This window comes from Mesorhizobium sp. IMUNJ 23232, from assembly GCF_044326205.1.
Lineage (GTDB): Bacteria > Pseudomonadota > Alphaproteobacteria > Rhizobiales > Rhizobiaceae > Kumtagia.
Map to the genome: position 1 here is coordinate 36650 of NZ_JBIRCY010000036.1, position 18823 is coordinate 55472.

18 protein-coding genes are annotated in these 18823 nt (G+C 64.5%); 4 read left to right on the top strand and 14 right to left on the bottom strand.

What is annotated here, in order from left to right; genetic code table 11:
* Window positions 1–30 precede the first annotated feature (30 nt).
* Window positions 31–1041 carry an ABC transporter permease gene (locus tag ACH196_RS23605; protein WP_396649385.1) on the bottom strand — a complete coding sequence of 337 codons (1011 nt, stop codon included), beginning with the start codon at window positions 1039–1041 and terminating at the stop codon, window positions 31–33.
* A 29-nt stretch (window positions 1042–1070) separates the two neighbouring features.
* Window positions 1071–2606 (bottom strand): ABC transporter substrate-binding protein, encoded by a 1536-nt coding sequence (locus ACH196_RS23610; protein ID WP_396649386.1) that lies wholly within the window; start codon window positions 2604–2606, stop codon window positions 1071–1073.
* 126 nt (window positions 2607–2732) lie between these two features.
* Between ACH196_RS23610 and ACH196_RS23615 the strand changes: the two genes are divergently transcribed.
* Genes ACH196_RS23615 through ACH196_RS23625 form a run of 3 tightly spaced genes read left to right on the top strand, consistent with a single transcriptional unit; the run spans window position 2733 to window position 5301 of the window.
* On the top strand, window positions 2733–3605 hold the full coding sequence (locus tag ACH196_RS23615) for a transketolase (protein WP_396649387.1): 873 nt from the start codon (window positions 2733–2735) through the stop codon (window positions 3603–3605).
* Window positions 3602–4594, top strand: a complete 993-nt coding sequence (locus tag ACH196_RS23620) for a transketolase family protein (RefSeq protein ID WP_396649388.1) — start codon at window positions 3602–3604, stop codon at window positions 4592–4594. The genes ACH196_RS23615 and ACH196_RS23620 overlap by 4 nt, the downstream gene beginning before the upstream one ends.
* Entirely contained in the window at window positions 4591–5301 is a 711-nt protein-coding gene (locus ACH196_RS23625) for a GntR family transcriptional regulator (protein ID WP_396649389.1), read from the top strand. The genes ACH196_RS23620 and ACH196_RS23625 overlap by 4 nt, the downstream gene beginning before the upstream one ends.
* Here ACH196_RS23625 and ACH196_RS23630 read toward each other — a convergent pair.
* From ACH196_RS23630 to otnK, 5 genes are all read right to left on the bottom strand, one after another.
* On the bottom strand, window positions 5298–6599 hold the full coding sequence (locus ACH196_RS23630) for an aspartate aminotransferase family protein (RefSeq protein ID WP_396649390.1): 1302 nt from the start codon (window positions 6597–6599) through the stop codon (window positions 5298–5300). The genes ACH196_RS23625 and ACH196_RS23630 overlap by 4 nt on opposite strands.
* 4 nt (window positions 6600–6603) lie before the next feature.
* On the bottom strand, window positions 6604–7332 hold the full coding sequence (locus ACH196_RS23635) for a GntR family transcriptional regulator (protein WP_396649391.1): 729 nt from the start codon (window positions 7330–7332) through the stop codon (window positions 6604–6606).
* A gap of 114 nt (window positions 7333–7446) precedes the next feature.
* Entirely contained in the window at window positions 7447–8235 is a 789-nt protein-coding gene (locus ACH196_RS23640) for a shikimate dehydrogenase family protein (protein ID WP_396649392.1), read from the bottom strand.
* A gap of 33 nt (window positions 8236–8268) precedes the next feature.
* Window positions 8269–8916 carry a class II aldolase/adducin family protein gene (locus tag ACH196_RS23645; protein WP_396649393.1) on the bottom strand — a complete coding sequence of 216 codons (648 nt, stop codon included), beginning with the start codon at window positions 8914–8916 and terminating at the stop codon, window positions 8269–8271.
* A gap of 11 nt (window positions 8917–8927) precedes the next feature.
* The gene (gene otnK, locus ACH196_RS23650; protein ID WP_396649394.1) at window positions 8928–10205 is read right to left on the bottom strand and encodes a 3-oxo-tetronate kinase; all 1278 of its coding nucleotides are present in this window, start codon (window positions 10203–10205) and stop codon (window positions 8928–8930) included.
* A 156-nt stretch (window positions 10206–10361) separates the two neighbouring features.
* Between otnK and ACH196_RS23655 the strand changes: the two genes are divergently transcribed.
* Window positions 10362–11588 carry an aminotransferase class III-fold pyridoxal phosphate-dependent enzyme gene (locus tag ACH196_RS23655; protein WP_396649395.1) on the top strand — a complete coding sequence of 409 codons (1227 nt, stop codon included), beginning with the start codon at window positions 10362–10364 and terminating at the stop codon, window positions 11586–11588.
* A 45-nt stretch (window positions 11589–11633) separates the two neighbouring features.
* On the opposite strand, the gene ACH196_RS23660 is transcribed toward ACH196_RS23655, so the two are convergent.
* From ACH196_RS23660 to ACH196_RS23690, 7 genes are read right to left on the bottom strand one after another with little or no spacing between them, the layout of a single operon-like run.
* Complete coding sequence (locus ACH196_RS23660; RefSeq protein ID WP_396649396.1) at window positions 11634–12734, bottom strand: M24 family metallopeptidase; 1101 nt, start codon at window positions 12732–12734, stop codon at window positions 11634–11636.
* Between the two features lie 37 nt (window positions 12735–12771).
* Window positions 12772–13383 carry an aspartate/glutamate racemase family protein gene (locus ACH196_RS23665; protein ID WP_396649424.1) on the bottom strand — a complete coding sequence of 204 codons (612 nt, stop codon included), beginning with the start codon at window positions 13381–13383 and terminating at the stop codon, window positions 12772–12774.
* Window positions 13278–13580, bottom strand: coding sequence for a hypothetical protein (locus ACH196_RS23670; protein ID WP_396649397.1), 303 nt, complete (start codon window positions 13578–13580; stop codon window positions 13278–13280). The genes ACH196_RS23665 and ACH196_RS23670 overlap by 106 nt, the downstream gene beginning before the upstream one ends.
* Window positions 13581–13624: 44 nt before the next feature.
* Complete coding sequence (locus tag ACH196_RS23675) at window positions 13625–15289, bottom strand: hydantoinase B/oxoprolinase family protein (RefSeq protein WP_396649398.1); 1665 nt, start codon at window positions 15287–15289, stop codon at window positions 13625–13627.
* An 11-nt stretch (window positions 15290–15300) separates the two neighbouring features.
* Window positions 15301–17376, bottom strand: a complete 2076-nt coding sequence (locus tag ACH196_RS23680) for a hydantoinase/oxoprolinase family protein (protein WP_396649399.1) — start codon at window positions 17374–17376, stop codon at window positions 15301–15303.
* Window positions 17377–17378: 2 nt separating this feature from the next.
* Complete coding sequence (locus tag ACH196_RS23685) at window positions 17379–17879, bottom strand: GAF domain-containing protein (protein WP_396649400.1); 501 nt, start codon at window positions 17877–17879, stop codon at window positions 17379–17381.
* Window positions 17866–18678 (bottom strand): ABC transporter ATP-binding protein, encoded by an 813-nt coding sequence (locus ACH196_RS23690; protein WP_396649401.1) that lies wholly within the window; start codon window positions 18676–18678, stop codon window positions 17866–17868. Before ACH196_RS23690 ends, ACH196_RS23685 begins: the two co-directional genes overlap by 14 nt.
* Between the last annotated feature and the right edge of the window lie 145 nt (window positions 18679–18823).

An 18823-nucleotide genomic window follows, 5' to 3' on the forward strand; every position in this document is an offset into this window, starting at 1 on the left:
GGCGGCGCACGGGTTCGGTCGAAACGCTCATCAGCCGACGCTCTGCACGCGAGGGTCGATGATGGGATAGAGCACGTCCATGATGAGGTTGATGATGACAAAACCCGCCGTCGACACGATGGCGAGCGCGATGACCGGCGAATAATCGAAGACCTGGAACGACTGGTAGGCATAGAGGCCGATGCCCGGCCAGTCGAAGATCACCTCCACGAGGATGACCCAGCTTATCATGTAGCCGAACTGCATGGTCGTGGCGGTGAGGATCGGGCTCAGCGCGTTGCGCAGCATGTGCTTGTAGAGGATCGTGCGCGGCCCGAGCCCCTTGCCGCGCGCGGTGCGGACGTAGAGACGGCCCTGCTCCTGGATCAGGGCCGCCCGCGACAAGCGCGTGCCAACGGCAAGCAGGTTGATGACGATGGTCAGCGCCGGAAGAACCATGTGCTTGAGGCTGCCGAGAAAGGCGGAAAAACTGCCGGCAAGCAGCGAATCGATCAGCATGAAACCCGTGACGGCAGCCGGCGCCGACTCGCGGATCGGAAAGCGGGCGCCGAGCGGCAGCCAGTGAAGTTTGTAGAAGAAGAAAAACTGCAGGGTCATGCCGAGCCAGAACACGGGGATGCCGGTGCCTATCATGGTCATCAGCCGGATAGCGCCGTCGACCGCGCCGCCAGGCTTTTTTGCCGCCAGTACGGCCAGCGAAAAACTCGTCGCGAGATAGACGACAAAGCTGACCAGCAGCAGTTCGAGCGTCGCCGGCAGATACTGCGCGAGGTCGGTGCTCACGCTGCGGCGGGTACGAATGGAATCGCCGAGATCGCCCTGCGCCAGTCCGGCCATGTAGGAGACGAACTGCTCCGATAGCGGCCGGTCGAGACCATGCTCGACGCGGATGCGCTGCACCGTCGCTTCCGATGCGTTCTGGCCAGCCAGGAAGGCCGCAGGATCGGCGGGAACGACGCGGCTCAGGAAGAAAGTGATCACGGCAACCGCCAGGAGCACCAGAATGCCCCAGGCCAACCGCTTCGAAAGAAATGCAATCACCGCCGCGTCGCTCCGCTTGAATGGTCAGCCTACTCCTTGCTGTACATCTCCCAGAAACGGGCGTTGATGTATTCCGCCGGATCGATGCGGTAGCCGCCGATGCGGTCCGGCTCCGGAACCACGGTCGTCGGCCGTGCGGTCCAGATGACGTAGTGGGAATCGACCACGATCCCGGCGGCCTGCTTCAGCAGCGCGGCGCGTTCGTTGGCATCCGCGATGGTCGGCAGCTTGGCGACGAGGTCCTGCAGCGTCTGGTCGAAGAACTTTCCGGAATTGTAGAAGCCGCCCTTCAAGTAGTGCGCCGAGAAGAATTTCGTCGCGTCCTGCGGACTCAGATTGGCGTTGCCGAGCACGAAGCAGTTGCTCTTGTCCGTCTTGATCGCGGTGATGGCCTCGACGAAGGGCTGCTCCTCGATCTCCACGGTCACGCCGATCTGCGCGGCCGAGGATTGCAGCACGGTCGCCGCGAAACGGAACTCGGGGAAGCCGGCCGGCACGGAGCATTTCATCGTGGCGTTCGACAGGCCGGAGGCCGCGAGCGCGGCTTTCGCCGCTTCCAGATCCGTCTTGATCTCGGGCGCATCCTTTTCGGGGCTGCCGGGGAACCATTCCGGGATGGGGCCGCGGCCGACCACGGCCTTGCCCTGGAAGGACTGCACCATCGCAGTGTAGTCGAAGGCCTTCACCAGCGCGTTGCGGAAATCCTTGTTGTTGGTCGGCGCAAGATCCATGTTCAGGTAGATCGCCGGCCAGGCCCAAAGATTGTTGCCTTCGATCATGTGGAAGCCGCTGGTGCCGCCGATGCGCAGGGCTTCGTCGAGCGGCACGAAATTCGCGAGGTCGAACTCGCCGCCTTCCAGGCCGCGCGCCCGGTTGGCGCCGTCGGTGACGAAGCGGTCGAGCACGCGGTCAAACGGCTTCTCGGGGAATTTGCCCCACCATTTGTCGTTGCGCTTGAGTTCGATCTGCGTGCCGCGCGTCCACGCCACGAAGGAATAGGGCCCGGTGCCGTTGGCGTTCTCGCCGAACCAGGCCTCACCGAGATCGTCCTTGTGCTTGGCGACGTCCTCGTCGGCGATGATCTCGATGCGGCTGAGGTTCGAGGCAAGGAACACGGTCGGCGCCTTGGTCTCGATCTTCACCGTCCTGGGATCGACCACCGTGACGCTGGCGATGTCGTCGACCAGGTAAGCCTGGCCCTGGCCGATCTTGAGCAGCCGGTCGAGCGTCGCCTTGACGTCGTTGGCGTCGAACGGGCTGCCGTCATGGAAGGTCACGCCCTCGCGCAGCGTGAAGGTCCAGGTGGTGCCGTCCTGCTTCCACTCGGTCGCCAGCGCCGGCAGCAGCTTGGACGGATCGGCGAGGTCGAAGTCGACCAGTCGGTCATAGATGTTTCGGGTGACCGTGAACTCCCAGTTCACATTGGCCTTGGCGGGGTCGATCGTGCTGGGCTCGCCGGCATCCGCGTAGACGAATGTGGTCGGGTCCTGGGCAAGGGCCGGCGATGCAGCACCCAAGGCGAGCAGCGTCAGCAAGGTTCCCGAAATTCCGGACGGCAGTCTCATTTTTTGCACCCCTCTTGTTCATTGTGTAGAGCCGGGCTTGGCTAGACGCAACATATATCATATATGATGCGTCTGCAAAGAGCCGAAGCGAAACGATCTGGCGCGAAGCCGCCGCAGTGGGGAAGGATGACGTCACATAACAGTCTGCCGAACAGTCTTTCGGAGGCGGAGACCCGCCGGCTGAAGGAACTGGCCCTGTTCGTCCGCACGGAAACGGTGCGGCTGATTTCCATCGCCAAGGTGGGGCACTACTCCTCCGTCTTTTCCTGCGCCGAGATTTTTTCGGTGCTCTACGGAGATGTCATGGCGCTCAGGCGCGCCGAGCCGAAATGGCCGGAGCGTGACAGGTTCCTGATGGGCAAGGGCCATGCTGCGGTCGGGCTTTTCCCGCTTCTGGCCGAATGGGATTTCTTCCCCAAGGAATGGCTCGACAACTATACGCGCCTGGGCAGTCCGCTTGGCGACCACCCCGACATGCGCAAGGTGCCCGGCGTGGATTTCAGCTCCGGCTCGATCGGCCACGCGCTCTCGGCCGGCATCGGCATGGCGCTCGGCGGACGCCTCAACCGGCAGGATTTCAGCGTCTATGTCCTGCTCGGCGACGGCGAGATGCAGGAGGGCCAGGTATGGGCGGCGGCGATGGCGGCGGCCCATCACCGCGTTGGCCGCCTCACCGCGATCGTCGACCGCAACCGCTACCAGTTGGACGGCACCGTCGAAGAAGTCATCAACATCGAACCGCTCGCCGACAAGTGGCGCACCTTCGGCTGGGACGTCCACGAGGTCGACGGCCATGACGTGGAGGCGCTGGCCCTGCTGCTGCGCCGGCTAAAGACCGACACGGCGCGCGAAAAGCCGGCCTGCGTGATTGCCCATACGCTGAAGGGCAAGGGCGTCGGCTTCATGGAGAGGGAGCCGGGCTGGCACCTGGGCTACCTGGCGCCCGCGGACGAGGAAAAGGTTCTGGCCGAGATCAAGGCCAAGGCAGGTGTGGAATGAACGAGACGCTCGATCCCGGAAGCTGGCAGTATCGTGGGCTGAACGCCCGCGCGCCAAGCCTTTCCACCCTCGCCGACACGCTCAACGCGCTGGCCGACGAGGGCCACCCGGTCGTTGCGGTCACGGCCGACCTGCAATATTCGAACGGCCTGATCGGCTTCGCCCGCAAACATCCCGAACGGCTGTTCCAGTTCGGCATTTCCGAGCAGAACATGGTGTCCGCCGCGGCGGGACTGGCGACGACAGGCTTCATGCCGTTCACTGCGACCTTCGCCTCGTTCCTGGCGCTGCTGTGTTGCGAGCAAATCCGCACCGACATCGCCTATTCCGCCTTGCCGGTGCGGCTGATTGGCCATCACGCCGGCATCAGTCTCGGCTTCTACGGCACCTCGCACCACGCCACCGAGGACCTTGCGATCATGCGCAGCATCGCCGACCTGACGGTGGTCTCGACGGCGGACGGCGCGCAGTTCGCCGCCGCGATCCGGGCCTCGATGACCTGGCCGCAACCGATCTATTTCCGCATCGCGCGCGGCCACGATCCGGTTGTCTATGAGAAGCCCGCGCCGTTCGAATTCGGCAAGGCGATAATCCATGAGGAAGGCAACGACCTCACCATCATCGCTTGCGGCACGATGGTTCATCCGTCGGTCGAAGCGGTGAAGCGCCTGCGCTCAGCCGGCCGAAGAGTCGGCCTGATCGACATGCACACGATCAAGCCGCTCGATCGGGAGGCGATCATCGCCGCCTCGCGCCGCTCGAAATGCCTGATGACGGTCGAGGAGCACAATGTGCTCGGGGGGCTTGGCGGAGCGGTCGCGGAGGTGCTCGCCGATCTCGGCGGAGCGCCGCGCCTGGTGCGCCACGGCATCATGGACGAATACAGCCTGATCGCCCCGCCGACGCATCTCTATGCCCACTACGAACTCGATGCTAAGGGTATAGAATCGCGCGCACTCGCGGCAATCGCGAACCAGGGGCTTTCGTGACCATCAAGCCGCTCGTCACCGACAATCTGTCAAGCCGGGCCTATACCTCGCTTCGCAATGCGTTGATCGATGGCGATTTCCTGCCGGGCGAGCGGCTGGTCATGCACGATATCGCGGATCGGCTGGGAACCAGCGTCACACCGGTCCGTGAAGCATGCCTGCGCCTCGTCAGCGAGAAAGGCCTGGAGATCAGGTCGGGCCGCTTCCTCAATGTTCCGGATCTTGATCTCGGGCGCTATCTGGAAATCCGCAAGATGCGCATTGCGCTGGAGGGGCTGGCAACCGAGGAAGGTGCGGCGAAGGTCAGGCCGCAGGACATAACGCGGCTCGCCGACATCCACCGGCGCTTCCTCAAATCCAGCCACGCCCACGACAATTTCAGCACCATCCGCCTCAACCGCGAGTTCCACTTCGGCGTCTACCAGCTTTCCGGTATGAACATGCTGATGAGCCAGATCGAAAACCTCTGGGTGTCGATGGGCCCGATCCTCAAGGTCTATTACCGCGAGCATGCCGACGACCACTATCTGGGCGCCGAAGAGCACGTGAACGTCATGAACGCGCTCGAACGCCGCGACGGGCGCGCCGCGCGCGAGGCTCTGGTTGGCGACATCGAGCGCGGCGGGGAGGGCATCCTGGCCTATCTCGGCAAGCGTCCGGGTCCCGGCGCAAACCAGCCGGCATTCCGGGACATGGCCCTCCGCTAGCGCCGACCGACCAATTCGTCCAGAATATCTTCGATGACGCCCAGCGTCTCGTCGAGGATTTCCGGCGTATGGGCAAGCGACAGGTAGAGGCGCTTCAAGGGCAAGGGTTGGCCGATGCAGCGCCGCTCGACCAATTTCCGGCGGAAGGCCAAGTCGAGCGCATCGTCGTTGCGCAGCAGGTCGTCGTAGCTTCTGTAGGAGCCTGAGAAGAAATAGAGGAGCCAGACCGAACCGAAGCCGGCGCTCTGCGCTTCTAGCCCGAGCCTGGAAACAATCGAGTCGAGGCCCTCGCGCATGTGGCTGCCCAGCGCCGATAGACGCTCATAGGTTCCCTGCTTCGACAGTTCCTCGATCGTGGCGAGCACCGCGGCCAGCGAGGTCGGTGTGCCGTTGAAGGTTCCGCCCATGAACACGGCGCCTTCGCCGGTGCGCCCGACGTGCTCCATGACGTCTCGCCGGCCGGCGACGATGCCGATCGGCAGGCCGCCGCCGGCCGCCTTGCCGAAAGTGGCAAGGTCCGGGGTGACCCCACAGATCGACTGGTAGCCGCCCAGCGCGTGGCGAAAGCCGGTGATGACCTCGTCGAAGATCAGGAGGACGCCGTGCTCGCTGGTCAATGAGCGGATATCGGCCAGGAATTCGTCGGAGGCGATCACCGAGCCGATATTATGGGCGATCGGCTCGACGATGATCGCCGCGACCTCTCCGGGATGGGCCTTGAGATAGCGCGAAACCGCCTCGGCGTCGTTGAAGGGCAGCACGGCGGTGTGCCGCGCCGTCTCTTCCATGATGCCGTCGCACAGCGGGTCATAGTACCCGACTGCACTGGCCGCCGACTGCACGTTCATCGCCACGGCATCGTGCCAGCCGTGATACCCACCCTGGAACTTGATCAGCGTCTTGCGCCCGGTCGCCGCACGGGCGATGCGGATGGCGTGGAATGTCGCCTCCGAGCCGCTGCTGCACAGCGCCACCAGTTCGGCGCAGGGGATGTGCCGGGCCAGCGCCTCGCAGGTCTCGACCTCGAGCCGGGTTATGCCGGCGCCGATGAGGTCGATGTCCTGCATCACGGCATTCACTTTCGCCGCGATCGCCGGATGGCAGTGGCCGAGCACATTGGCTCCGAACCCGCAATGATAGTCCGTGTAGCGGTTGCCGTCGGCATCGTAGAGATATGGCCCCGACGCACTCTGGAACGCTACGGGGTAGCCGAGCTTGCGGCTGGGGCTCAGATGGCCGCCAGCCATGACCTTGGCCGCGCGGGCCGACAGTTGCAGGTTCTCGCTCGGGACATGCATGGCTTCAGGCTCTTTTCCTCTTGGATGGGCGCGGCGCCTCGTCCTTGTCCTGCCCGCCGATCTCCTTGCCTTCGATCTCGGTCAGATAGCGGACGAAATTTGCGCCCCCTTCGATCAGGTCCTGTTCGAAGGCTTCGCGCACGGCCTTCTCATCTTTCGCCGTGAGCGCGCTGATGACGTTCACATGCTGATGCAGGCCTCGATAGGTCGGGTGTCCATGCGGATAGAGATAGGTCAGCAGCGGGCCGACCTGGATCCATAGCCGTTCCAGTATCTCGATCAGGTGCGGCATGCCGGACTTGCGGTAGACCGAGAAGTGGAAGTCGTAATTGTGCTGGAGGGCCGCCGAGTAATCCTTTGTCCGCTCGGCCTCGACGAGCTTGTCATGCGTCGCCGAGAGCTTCTTGAGGAAGGCGGCATCGATGCGCGGCATGGCCTTCAGTGCCGCATACGGCTCCATCAGCAGCCGAATATCGCGCAGTTCCATATATTCCTTGAGATTCACGCGGCGTACGCGGATGTAATAGCCGGGCTTCATTTCCAAAGCGCCGTCCTTGACCAACTGGAACAGCGCCTCGCGCACCGGCGTCTCGCTGGTGCCCAGGCTCTGGGCAAGGTCGCGGATCTTGAGCCGGTCGCCCGGCTGGAAACGCGCCGACATCAGTTGCTGGCGCAGACGCAGATAGATCTGGGAGGACAGGCTCGTCGCCTGGATTTCGCTTAGTTCCGCCATCGAATTCCTCGCACAGGTCTCGGCATTCAACCGCCTTGCCGACTAAACCCGCGACTCGTCAAGCACAGTTCCAAATATTCGTCGGGCCTTGGTCCCCAAGGCCTCGAAGTCCGTTCACACGTGAAGAAACGCCGTCACCAGTCCCATCTGCTCGTCCGGCATAACCTTGCCGCCGATCGTCTTGCAGCCGCGTTCGGCCGCCTTTGCGAGAAGACGCGTGACCGGAGGGCTCATGATGACGTCGGCCACCACGGTTGCCGGTCCGGTCCGGCCGAGATCGATCGGGATGGGATCGTCCTCCTTCATGCCGACCGACGTCGTGTTGACGACGATGTCGAAGTCCTCAGCCTTTTCTGGTCCGGCGGTGGCATCGCAATCCGGGTAGAGCGCGACGATGTTCCGCGCCAGATCGGCGGCCTTGCCGACATCGCGGTTGATGATGCGCAGTGCGCTCGCGCCGGCCTCCGCCAGCGCGAAGGCAACGGCTCGCCCGGCGCCTCCGGCACCGATCTGGAGAACGCGCTTTCCAACCGGATCTACGCCGTTTGCCTTGAGCCCCGCGACGAAGCCAAGTCCATCGGTGTTGTGGCCGATGAGGCGGTCGTCCTCGTCGCGCCGCGTGAAATTCACCGCTCCGACATTCCTAGCATTCGGCGTCAGTTCGTCGAGATGACGCATCACCGGGATCTTGTGGGGAATGGTGGTGCCGAAGCCTATGACGTTCCGCATCTTTCGGATTGCTCCGATGACTGTCTCGAGGTCCTCAGGCGCGACATGCAGCGGCGACGCCGCGACGTTCCTGCCGATCGACTGGAAATGGGCGTTCAGAATCGCGGTCGCACGCACATGGCCGATCGGGTGCGCAAGCACAAACATGAGTTTGGTCTGGCCCGTGATCTCCAAGAGAACTTCCCTCCTAACGCGACCTTGCGGACATCAGCCCGGCAAAAGCCCGACGCCATAGTTGCCGTAGCGCCTGCCCACCCGCTCCATCTCCTCCGGCGAGAGCAGCACAGGCTCGCCGCTCTGCAGCGCCGTGAGATATTGCCGCGCCAGCGTCTCCAGCTTGATCGTCGTGTTGAGGGCCGCTTCGAGCGTCTTGCCCATCGCGATCATGCCGTGGTTGGCGAGCAGGCAGGCGGTGCGGTCCCTGAGCGCCTCCACCGCCGACAAAGCGAGGTCGGCGGTGCCGAAGGTGGCATAGCGGGCGCAGCGGACATCGTTGCCGCCGAAGCCCGCGACCATGTAGTGGAACGCAGGAAGCGGCTTGCGCAGGCACGACAGCGCCACGCAGGCGTCCGCATGCGTATGGACGACCGCGTTCGCCACGGGGAAGGCGCGCAGGATCGAGGTGTGCATGTGCCATTCGCTGGACGGCACGCCGCCGCCGATCACCTTGCCGTCGTCGTCCAGCCGCACGATGCGCTCGGGCGTGGTGTTGGCGCTGTTCCCGCCGGTCGGCGTGATCAGGATTCCGCCACCCGCGCGACAACTGACATTGCCGGTGCTGACGTGATTGAAGCCCTTGTTCTCAAGTTTCACGACCACGTCGAGGATCGCCCGGCGGGCCTTGAAATCATCCATTTCGGCGCGCCTCAGTTTTCCGGATGCAGCATGGATTCAAGCGTCGGCAGGAACATGCCGACGGGTCCGAGCTTGCCGGATTTGAGGCTGAGCGCGAGGGTATCATCGCCCTCCGTCGTCGCGCGGGCGATGCCCGGCCCCTGATACGCGCCGATCCGCAGCCGGTCGATGCCGAGGCGTTCGACGATGGTGCCGGAGGTTTCGCCGCCGGCGACCATGAAGCGGCGCACGCCTTTTTCATGAAGCGCGACCGCCAGCCCGCCAAGAATATCCTCGGCCAGCTTTGCCGCCCCGTCTCGCCCATGCCTGTCCTGTGCGGCGCGGACCTGGTCCGGCGGCGCAGACGTCGCAATCGCCACCGGGCCGGACTCCAGATGGCGGCACGCCCACTCAAGCGCCCTGGCGATCACAGGCTCGACACCGTCGGCCGAGGCCACGTCGATGCGATGCACCGGCCGCGCCGCTTCAAAAGCTGCAAGCTGTTCCAGGGTTCGATCGGCACAGCTACCAGCGAGAACGACGCCGGGGCTTTGCACCGCCGGCAACGCGCGCTTCGGCGGCGCGCAGTCGAGCCAGCCACGCCTGCGCCAGATCGGCGGATAATGCTGCGTGATCGGCGCATTGCCGGTCATCACCTTCCAGTCGACAGTGAGCGCGGCAATGGCGTCGAGATCTTCCTTGTAGATCGCATCGACGATGAGATGCCGGACGCCTTGATCCACGAGCGCATCGACATGCGCGCGGAGCGCCTCGGCGTCACCCCGCACGAGACCGTGCGTGACGAGGCCCACCTTTAATTTCGACTGCCTCTGCAGGACGCACACAAGATCCGGATCGGTCATCGGCGTCAGCGGATCGAAACGCTTGGGCGATTCGGAGACGAGCTGCGTGCCGACGAAGAGATGGCCGTTGTAGACCGACCGGCCGAGGTCCGCCGAGGTTGGGCAGAACCCCGTATGCGTCTGCCCGGTCACGGCGAGCAAGGCATCGGCGACCGGGCCGATATTGCCCTCGTCGGTCGAATCGAAGGTCGCGCAATATTTGAAGAAAAGCTGCCGCGTTCCAACGGCAAGCAGTGCCCGCGCCGCCTCTTCCGATCTGCGCACGGCGTCAACGGCCGGAATGACGCGAGTCTTTTGCGCGATGACGATCGCCGGCGAAGCAGCAAGATCCTTCACCAGGGCGGGCTTGGAAACGAAGCCGCAATCGACGCCGAGCGCCACCATCATCGCGGCGGTCTCCATTCCGCCGGTCAGGTCGTCGGCGACAACGCCAAAGATCGGTTGCATCGTTTCCTCGCCGCAGCGGCCTGCCTGCCAATCGCCGGATCAGCTTCAGCTTGCCAGCAATTGATACATGATATATCAAACTTGGCAAATGGAATCCCGCCGGCTCGACCTTTGCGTGTAGGCCGTCGGCACCGGCAATAGGGCAAGGGGCCGCCAATGAATCAGCAGGTCATCGATCTGGACCGCACATTGCGGGCCCGCGCCACGCGCGTCATTCCGGGAGGCATGTGGGGACATCAGAACGCTCCCAGGCTTCCCGAAGGTTACCCCCAATATTTCTCGCGTGCCGAAGGCTGCCGGACCTGGGACGCCAACGGCCGCGAATACATCGACTTCATCTGCGGCTGGGGGCCGATGATCCTCGGCTACAACGACGCCGACGTCGAGGCGGCGGCGGCCGATCAGCGCAAGCGTGGCGATGCGATGAACGGTCCCAGCGAGCGGCTGGTCGAGTTGGCCGAACTGGTGGTCGAAACGGTTCCGCACGCCGATTGGGCGATGTTCTCCAAGAACGGCACGGACGCCACCACCGCCTGCATAACAATTGCTCGGTCCGGCACCGGCCGGCGCAAAGTCCTTGTGGCACGAGGCGCCTATCATGGCGCCATTCCGTGGTGCACGCCCTCGGTCGCGGGCGTGACCGAGGAGGACCGGGCGCATCTTATCCATTACGACTACAACGATCTGGCCAGCCTAGAAACCGCGGTCGAGCAGGCAAAGGGCGACCTTGCCGCAATCCTCGTTTCGGCCTTCAAGCATGATCTCGGCAAGGAGCATGTGCTCCCGAACTCCGCGTTTGCCAGGCGCGCCCGCGAACTTGCCGACGAGGCCGATGCCGCGCTGATCGTCGACGACGTTCGCGCCGGCTTCCGCCTCGATCTCGGCGGCAGTTGGGAGCTTGTCGGCGTCCGGCCCGATCTCGCCGCCTGGAGCAAGGCCATCGCCAACGGCCACGCGCTGGCCGCGGTCACCGGCAACAACCGGTTTCGCGAAGGCGCGACGCGGATATTTACCACCGGCTCGTTCTGGACGTCTTCCGTTTCCATGGCTGCCGCGATCGCCACCATCCGCAAGCTGCGCGACACCGGCGCCATCGCCCATATGAAGGCGATGGGCCAGCGGTTCCGCGACGGTCTCGAAGCACAGGCAAAACGCCATGGCCTGGCGATCAGGCAGAGCGGGCCGGTGCAGATGCCTGTCGTGCTGTTCGACGACGACGCCGACCGGCGGATCGGCAATGCCTTCTGCCAGGAAGCGCTGGCTCGCGGCGTCTATCTGCATCCGGCGCACACGATGTTCCTGTCGGCCGCCCACCAGCAAGCCGACATCGACACAGCCCTCGCCGCCACCGACGAGGCGATGGCTGCGGTTGCTCGGCGATAGGAGCAACGGCCGACCTCATTTAAGATTCGGTCGCGCCGCCGTCGGTCAGGCCCTCACTACATGCAGGTCTCGCGGTAGCGTCGATAGAATCTCCGGCCCGTTCTCGCGCAGGATGACGATGTCCTCGAGCCGTATCCCGAAGCGGCCGGGGATATAGATTCCGGGCTCGATTGAGAACACCATGCCTTCCTCCAGTACGGTTTCCGAAGTGGACGTTATGTAGGGCGGCTCGTGGCCGTCAATGCCCATGCCGTGGCCGGTGCGGTGGACGAAATACTTGCCGTAGCCGGCATCTTCGATGACCCGGCGGGCCGCCTCGTCGACCTCCCTGGCGAGCACGCCCGGCCTTGCGGCTTTCAGCGCCGCCTGCACGGCCTTCTCGACAATGCTGTGGATCTGCCCATAACCTTCCGGCGGGCTGCCGACGACCGCCATGCGGGTGATGTCGCTCGGGAATCCGTCCTTGCGTCCGCCGATATCGATGACGATCGCGTCGCCCTCCTGCAGCTTGCGGGAACCAGTCTGGTGATGCGGGAAGGCGCCGTTGCCGCCGGCGCCGACGATCCAGAATTGCGGCGTCGCGCCCTCGGAGGAGAAATGGTCTTTGATCGCGGCGGCAAGCTGGATCTCGCTCATGCCCGGCTTGATGGATGCGAAAGCTTTCTGCATGGCGCGGTCGGCGATGCCGGCATTCATCTTCAGCTTCTTGAATTCGGCAGTGTCCTTGCGCATCCGGAGCGCGCCGATCGTATCGTCGGTGAAGCTATGTTTCGCGCCTGGGAGCGCGCCGAGCAGCAGCAGCGCGAAGTCCGCCCGCATCGTCTCGTCGAGCACCACGCTCTTCGCCGCGGACGCGTCGATCGCGGCCAGCGCAGCCGCGAGCGCGGCGTTCGGACCTTCCGCATCGGGCCAGGTGTGGAACTCTATTGCCGTCTCCTCGCGCGAGCCTTCCGCATTGAGCACCGGCATCAGGAACGTTTCCTTCTCCGGTCCGACGAGAAGCAGGCATGGCCGCTCGTCGGCATGAGGATGGAAACCGGCCAGCCATTGCATATGCGATCCCGGGCCGAGGGCGACGAGGTCTGCTTCGACTGCCTTCATCTTCTCGCGTAGCGCGGCGAGCCTCTTTGCTATCTCTGTTTTCATCGTTTCCTTCCCGATTGCTGATTTCGATTTGAGGCCGTCACGCCGCCTTGACGACGATCCGGTTGCCAAACAGCTCGTTGGTGTCGAACTGGCCGAAGCGGGCGATCTCGCCTTCCGGCGGCGCCTCGCTCGACCATTTTCGCGAGGGCACCCAGCCACATTGACGACGAAGCACGGCGGCGTATTCCGCTCGCTTCAACGCGGCGATGGAGGGGTCGATGACCGGCACGCCGAGCCGTTTCTCGACGTCGCGGTAGAAACCCACCTCCATGGTGCAGCCGAGGATCAGCGCTTCGGCGAAATCCTCCTCGACCGCTTTGCGGCCAGCTTCGATCAGCCGCCGTTCGGTCTCGGCATGGTCCTTCTGGAAATCGTTGACGCCGAGCTCGACGTGATAGAAGCCGGACAGCCGGTGATCGTAGCCGTGCTCGCGCACCGTCGACTGCATCTGGTGCACCCACTTCCTCCGCCCGACGATGATGCCGAAGCGGTTGGACAGGCTCGCCGCGATCTCGCAAGAGGCGACGCAAGGCGCCGTCACGATCATGCCTTCCGACACCTCGCGCGCATCGTGCAGCGCCGTGTCGTAGAAACAGCCAATCGCCAGCGCGTCGAACCCCTCGCGCGCAGCCGCCCGCGTTGCGCGGATGTGCCGCGCGTCACCATCGCCTCGTAGGAGCGGTATTCGATATGGGTGAAGCCGCCCTCGCTTGCCGGCAGTGAGGTGATGTGCACCTCGGTGCCCGGCAGCTTGTGCTCCTCGGCCATGGCGGCGAAGATCGGATCGCTTTCCGCATAGCCGACCGGGCTCCGGAACATGATCTTGAGCGGTTTTTTGTTCGGCATTCGCGCCTCCTCCTGCGTTTGAAGTCGTGGTCCAGCTTGGCTCGTCACCCGTGGCCGTACACCTCCCGCGCCCGCTCGGGCGTGACGAGGCCGTTGCGGATATCCTCCTCGACCAGCGCGCGGTCGCGCGCTTTCGGGTCGCCTATCCCGCCGCCCGCGCCGGTAATGATGCGGATGACGTCGTCGGTGTCGACGCGGATGCCGGAGCCGAAGGCGTAGCGTTCACTCGATCCGTCCGTGCGCAGCACCAGCGCGTAGTTGGCCGAGCCCTCACTGCCGCCGTCGAGCGACCAGGGCAGGATGCGCGAGCGGGTGTAGCCGAGCGTCAGGAAGGAGTTGTCGCGGCGGATGCGGTAGTCCATGCGGATGCCCTGGCCGCCGCGCCACTGGCCCTCGCCGCCGGGGTCGGTGTTGAGTTCCATGCGGTCGACGAACAGGCCGTTGCGCGCCTCGGAGATTTCCGCCGGACAGTTGTAGGTCTCACCGTGCACCCCGGAGAAGATGGCGCTGTTGCCGTCGCGGCCGGGCGAGGCGCCCCAGCCGCCGATCTGCGGCTCGATGATGGTGTATTGCCGGCCGGTATCGGGGTGGATACCTCCGATGAAAGTGCCGGCGATTGATGAGAAATGGCCGGCCGGCAGCTTGTCCGGCATGTGCGGCGCGAGGCAGCGCCAGACCAGGTCGTTGCCGCGAATGCCGATCTCGTAGTAAAAACCCACTGCCGCCGGTTCCTTGGCATGGAAGGTGGTGCCCTCCTTCGTCAAAACCTTGAGCGGCCGGAACGAGCCTTCATTGGCCGGCGAGGTTGGATCGGTAAGCGCCTTGAAGATGACCTGCATGCTGACCAGCGTGTCGTCGCGGCCGGCGTTCGACGGTCCGGCATCCTGCTCGGGATTGTCCCTGAGGTCGATGACGAATTCGGTGGCCGAGATCGTCACCTTGACGTTGAAGAAGCGGCCGTCGTCCTGCTCCTCGGTCAGTTCGAATGTGCCGTGCGGCAGCTTGGCGAGTTCGGCCAGCGCGATCTTCTCGCCATGGTCCATGAAACTTTTCATCGCCGCCTCGAAGGTGGCGACCGAGTATTTCTCCGCCAGTTCGGTCAGCCGCCTGGCGCCGATACGCACCGAGGCGATCGCCGCCCACAGGTCGCCCTCCAGAAAATCCGGCATGCGCGAGTTGACGGTGATGATGTCGAAGATGCCGGGGATGGGCTCGCCCCGGGAGATCATCTTGATCGCCGGCAGGCGCAACCCCTCCTGGAAAATCTCCGTCGCGTCGGCGGAGAGCGAGCCGGGCGACTTGCCGCCGACGTCTGAATTGTGGGCGATGTTGGCCGTCCAGGCGATGATGCGGCCGTCGGCGAACACCGGCATGCAGACGACGAGGTCGTTGAGATGCGTGACGCCGCCGTAATACGGGTCGTTGGTGATGAAGACGTCGCCGGGCTCGATGTCGCCCGGCTTGCCGAACTTTTGCAGGAGCACCTTCACTGACTTGTCGAGCACGCCGATGAAGCCCGGAATGCCGGCGCCGGACGACGCCAGCGCGCCATCCGCGTCGGTGATGCCAGTGCCCATGTCGAGCACCTCGTAGATGATCGAACTCATCGCCGTCTTCTTCATCACCGCGAACATCTCGTCGGCGGTGGCCTGCAGCGAGTTCTGGATGATCTCCAGCGTGATCGGATCGTTTTTTGCCGTGTTAGGCATCGTCGTCTCCCTCAGGCCGCCAGATGGATGTGGATGTTGCCGTAGCCGTCGATCTCGACCCGGTTGCCGGGGTGGACGACCACGGTCGTGCCGGGATCCTCGACGATCGCCGGGCCGGCGAAGCGCATGCCGGGCTCCAGCTTGGTGCCGTCGTAGATCGCAGCCTTGTGGACGCCTTCCAGCGCGTAATCGACATCTCGGTGGCCCTTGAGGGCGGCCTCCGCCAAAGCACCCGTCGCCTCGCGCTTGCGCATGGTGAGCTTGCCGACCTCCGCCGAGGCGACGAGGTGAATGCCGACCATCTCGACCGGCGCTTTGAGCCGGTAGGTATATTCGCGCTCGTAGGTCTCGTGGAACGCCGCCTCGATCTCCGCCAGCCGCGCGTCGGTGATGGCGCCTTCCGCGATCAGCACCTCGGTCGTGTGCTCCTGGTTCTGGTAGCGGAATTTTCCGTAGCGCAGGAACCGCACCCCGGCCGGGTCGACGCCCTCCGCGGCAAACTGGGCGCGCGCCTGCTCCTCGCTCTCGGCGAACACCTTTTCGATGCCTTCGGCCGCGCCCTTCTTCAGGTCGGCCAGCCGCGTGACGAAATAATCGCGGCGCAGGTCCGACATCATCATGCCCCAGGCCGAGAAGACGGCGGCGCCGGCCGGCACCACGACCTTGCGCACGCCAAGCTCCATACCGAGCGCCACGCCATGCATGGCGCCGCCGCCGCCGAACACGACCAGCGTGAACTCGCGCGGGTCGTGGCCGCGATTGAGCGACACCAGCTTCAGCGCGTTGACCATGTTGTTGTTGGCGATGCGCACGATGCCGCGTGCCGCCTCGTCGGCGGAGACCCCGAGTTTTTCGCCGACCGCCTCGATCGCAGCCTTGGCGGCCTTCATGTCGGCGATAACCTCGCCACCGCAGAAGTAGTCGCGGTTGATGCGGCCGAGCCAGAGATTGGCGTCGGTGGTGGTCGCATGAACGCCGCCGCGTCCGTAGGCCGCCGGGCCGGGCATGGCGCCGGCAGATTGCGGCCCGACATGCAGCTTGCCGAAATCGTCGACCCAGGCGATCGAGCCGCCGCCATTGCCGATCTCGACGAGGTCGACCACCGGCACCATGATCGGATAGCCGGCCGAAAAACGGTCGCGCTCGATCCAGTAGTCGGTCTTGATCTTGACCTCACCGTCCTCGATCAGCGAGCATTTTGCCGTCGTCCCGCCGATGTCGAGGGCGAGCACGTTCTTCTCGCCGATCAGTTTCCCCAGCTCCGCCGCGCCCCAGAAGCCGGAGGCCGGGCCGGACTCGACCATAGTGATCGGGATTCTTGAGACCGATTCCAGCGAATCGACGCCGCAGTTCGACTGCATGATGTAGGGGCTCTTCGAAAGCCCCTTCTCCTTGAGTCCCGCATGCAGCCGCGACAGATAGCGCTCGGCGGCTGGCTGCACATAGGCCGACAGCACCGCCGTGTTGGATCGCTCGTATTCGCGCCATTCGCGGGTGATCTGGTGCGAGGCGACGGCCGAGACCTCCGGCCACAGGCGCTCGAGTTCGGTCAGCGCAGCCTGCTCGTGGCTGGTGTCGGCATAGGAATGGATGAAGCAGATGGCCACGGCCTCGACGCCCTCCTTGCGGAAATCCGCGACGATCGCCGGCAGGCCGGAGAGGTCGAGCGGCTTCATCTCGAGGCCCTTGTAGGAGACGCGGCCGGGCAGTTCGCGGCGGAGATAACGCGGCACGAACGGTTTCGGCTTCTGGTAATGCAGGTTGAAGAAGTCCGGCCGGTTGCCGCGCGCGATCTCCAGCGAATCGCGGAATCCCTCGGTGGTGATCAGCCCGACCTTCACGCCCTTGCGCTCGGTCAGTGCGTTGATGACCACCGTCGTGCCGTGAACGAGGAAATCCACCGCCTTCGGATCGACGCCCCCCTTCTCCAGAACGTTCAGCACGCCCCGCTCGAAATTTGGCGGCGTGGTATCGGATTTCGCGGTGACGATGCGCTGCTCGCCGGTTGCGTGGTCGGTCTCGAAGCAGACGAGGTCGGTGAAGGTTCCGCCGACATCGGTGGCGACGCGGATCGTCTTGTCGGCCATCGTCAATCTCCCCTGGCGGTCAGTTCGTTGAGCAGCAGGCAGAGCGCGCCGGGCAGCTTCAGCGCCTCGGCAGCCTCGACCCGTTCGGGCGTGTAGAATCCCGCCACATGCAGGCAGTTGATCGTGCCCTTGACCTCGCCGGCGACGATGATCGGCACGTTGATGACACTCTCACAGCTCAGGGACTTGATCAGTTCGTGATCGGAGAAGACGGCGGCGATGCCGTCGATGTCGTTGGCGACGAAGGTTTTTTTGTCGCGGATCACCTGGCGCGACCAGTCGGTCTCGTTGGCGGGTTTTGTGCCGGAGACTGGATAGGCGTCGGGCATGTTGGAATAGATGCGCTGCGCGACGCCGTTCCTGCCGTCATGGGTCATCACCGTGAACAGTTTTGCCCCGACCGCGTCGCGCGTCAGCGCCCACAGCGCGGCGAAAGCCGTCTCGGGGGTCGCGCCTTCAGCCGCGACGGCTTTGGTGAAAGCTGTGTAGTCAGGCACTTGCATTACTGTTCTCCATGAGCCGGCCCCGCAGTTCCGCTTCTTCCGCGGTGACGACCGGGACGGCGCCGATCAGCCGGCGCGTGTAGGGATGCTTTGGGTCGGTGAACACGGTCTCGGTCGGCGATAGCTCGACCAGCCTGCCCTTCTCGAACACGGCGACGCGGGTCGCGACGTTGCGGACGACCGAGAGGTCGTGGGTGATGAAAACGTAGGTCAGCCCGCGGCTGCGACGCAGTTCGTTTAGCAGCTTCAGCACCCGCGCCTGCACCAAAACGTCGAGCGCCGAGGTCGGCTCGTCGAGCACAACCAGTTTCGACTGGCAGGCGAGCGCGCGGGCGATCGCCACGCGCTGCCGCTGTCCGCCGGAGAGCGCGGAGGGCGACCGCGAACGGAAGTCCGCCGGCAGGCCTACCTCCTCCAGCAACCGGCCGACGCGGTCCCAGCGCGTGTTCCTTTCGCCGATGCCATGCACGTCGAGTGCCAGGCGCAGCGAGGCACCGACGCTGCGCTTGGGATTGAGCGAGGAGAGCGGGTTCTGCTGCACGAGCTGTATGGCGCGGCGATGTTTGAGCGCGCGGCGGGCGGGAAGCGGGCTGCCCTCGAACAGGATATCGCCGGCGCTCTGCGGATAAATGCCGAGGATCATGTTGGCAACGGTGGATTTTCCGGATCCGGACTCGCCGACGATCGCCAGGCACTCGCCCTTTTCGACATCGAAGGAAACATCATCGACCGCCCGCACAGCGCGGCCGGCGGTGGTGAAGGTTTTGGAGACGGAGCGGAGGGAGAGGAGGGCGATCATGCGGGGAGGCTCCCGCATGTCAGGTTTGGCGTTCTACGTTGCCCCCCTCTGTCCTGCCGGACATCTCCCCCACAAGGGGGGAGATTGGCCTTCAGCTTTGTTCTCGCCAATCGCCAGCGTTGAAGATTGGCGAAATCATCGACGA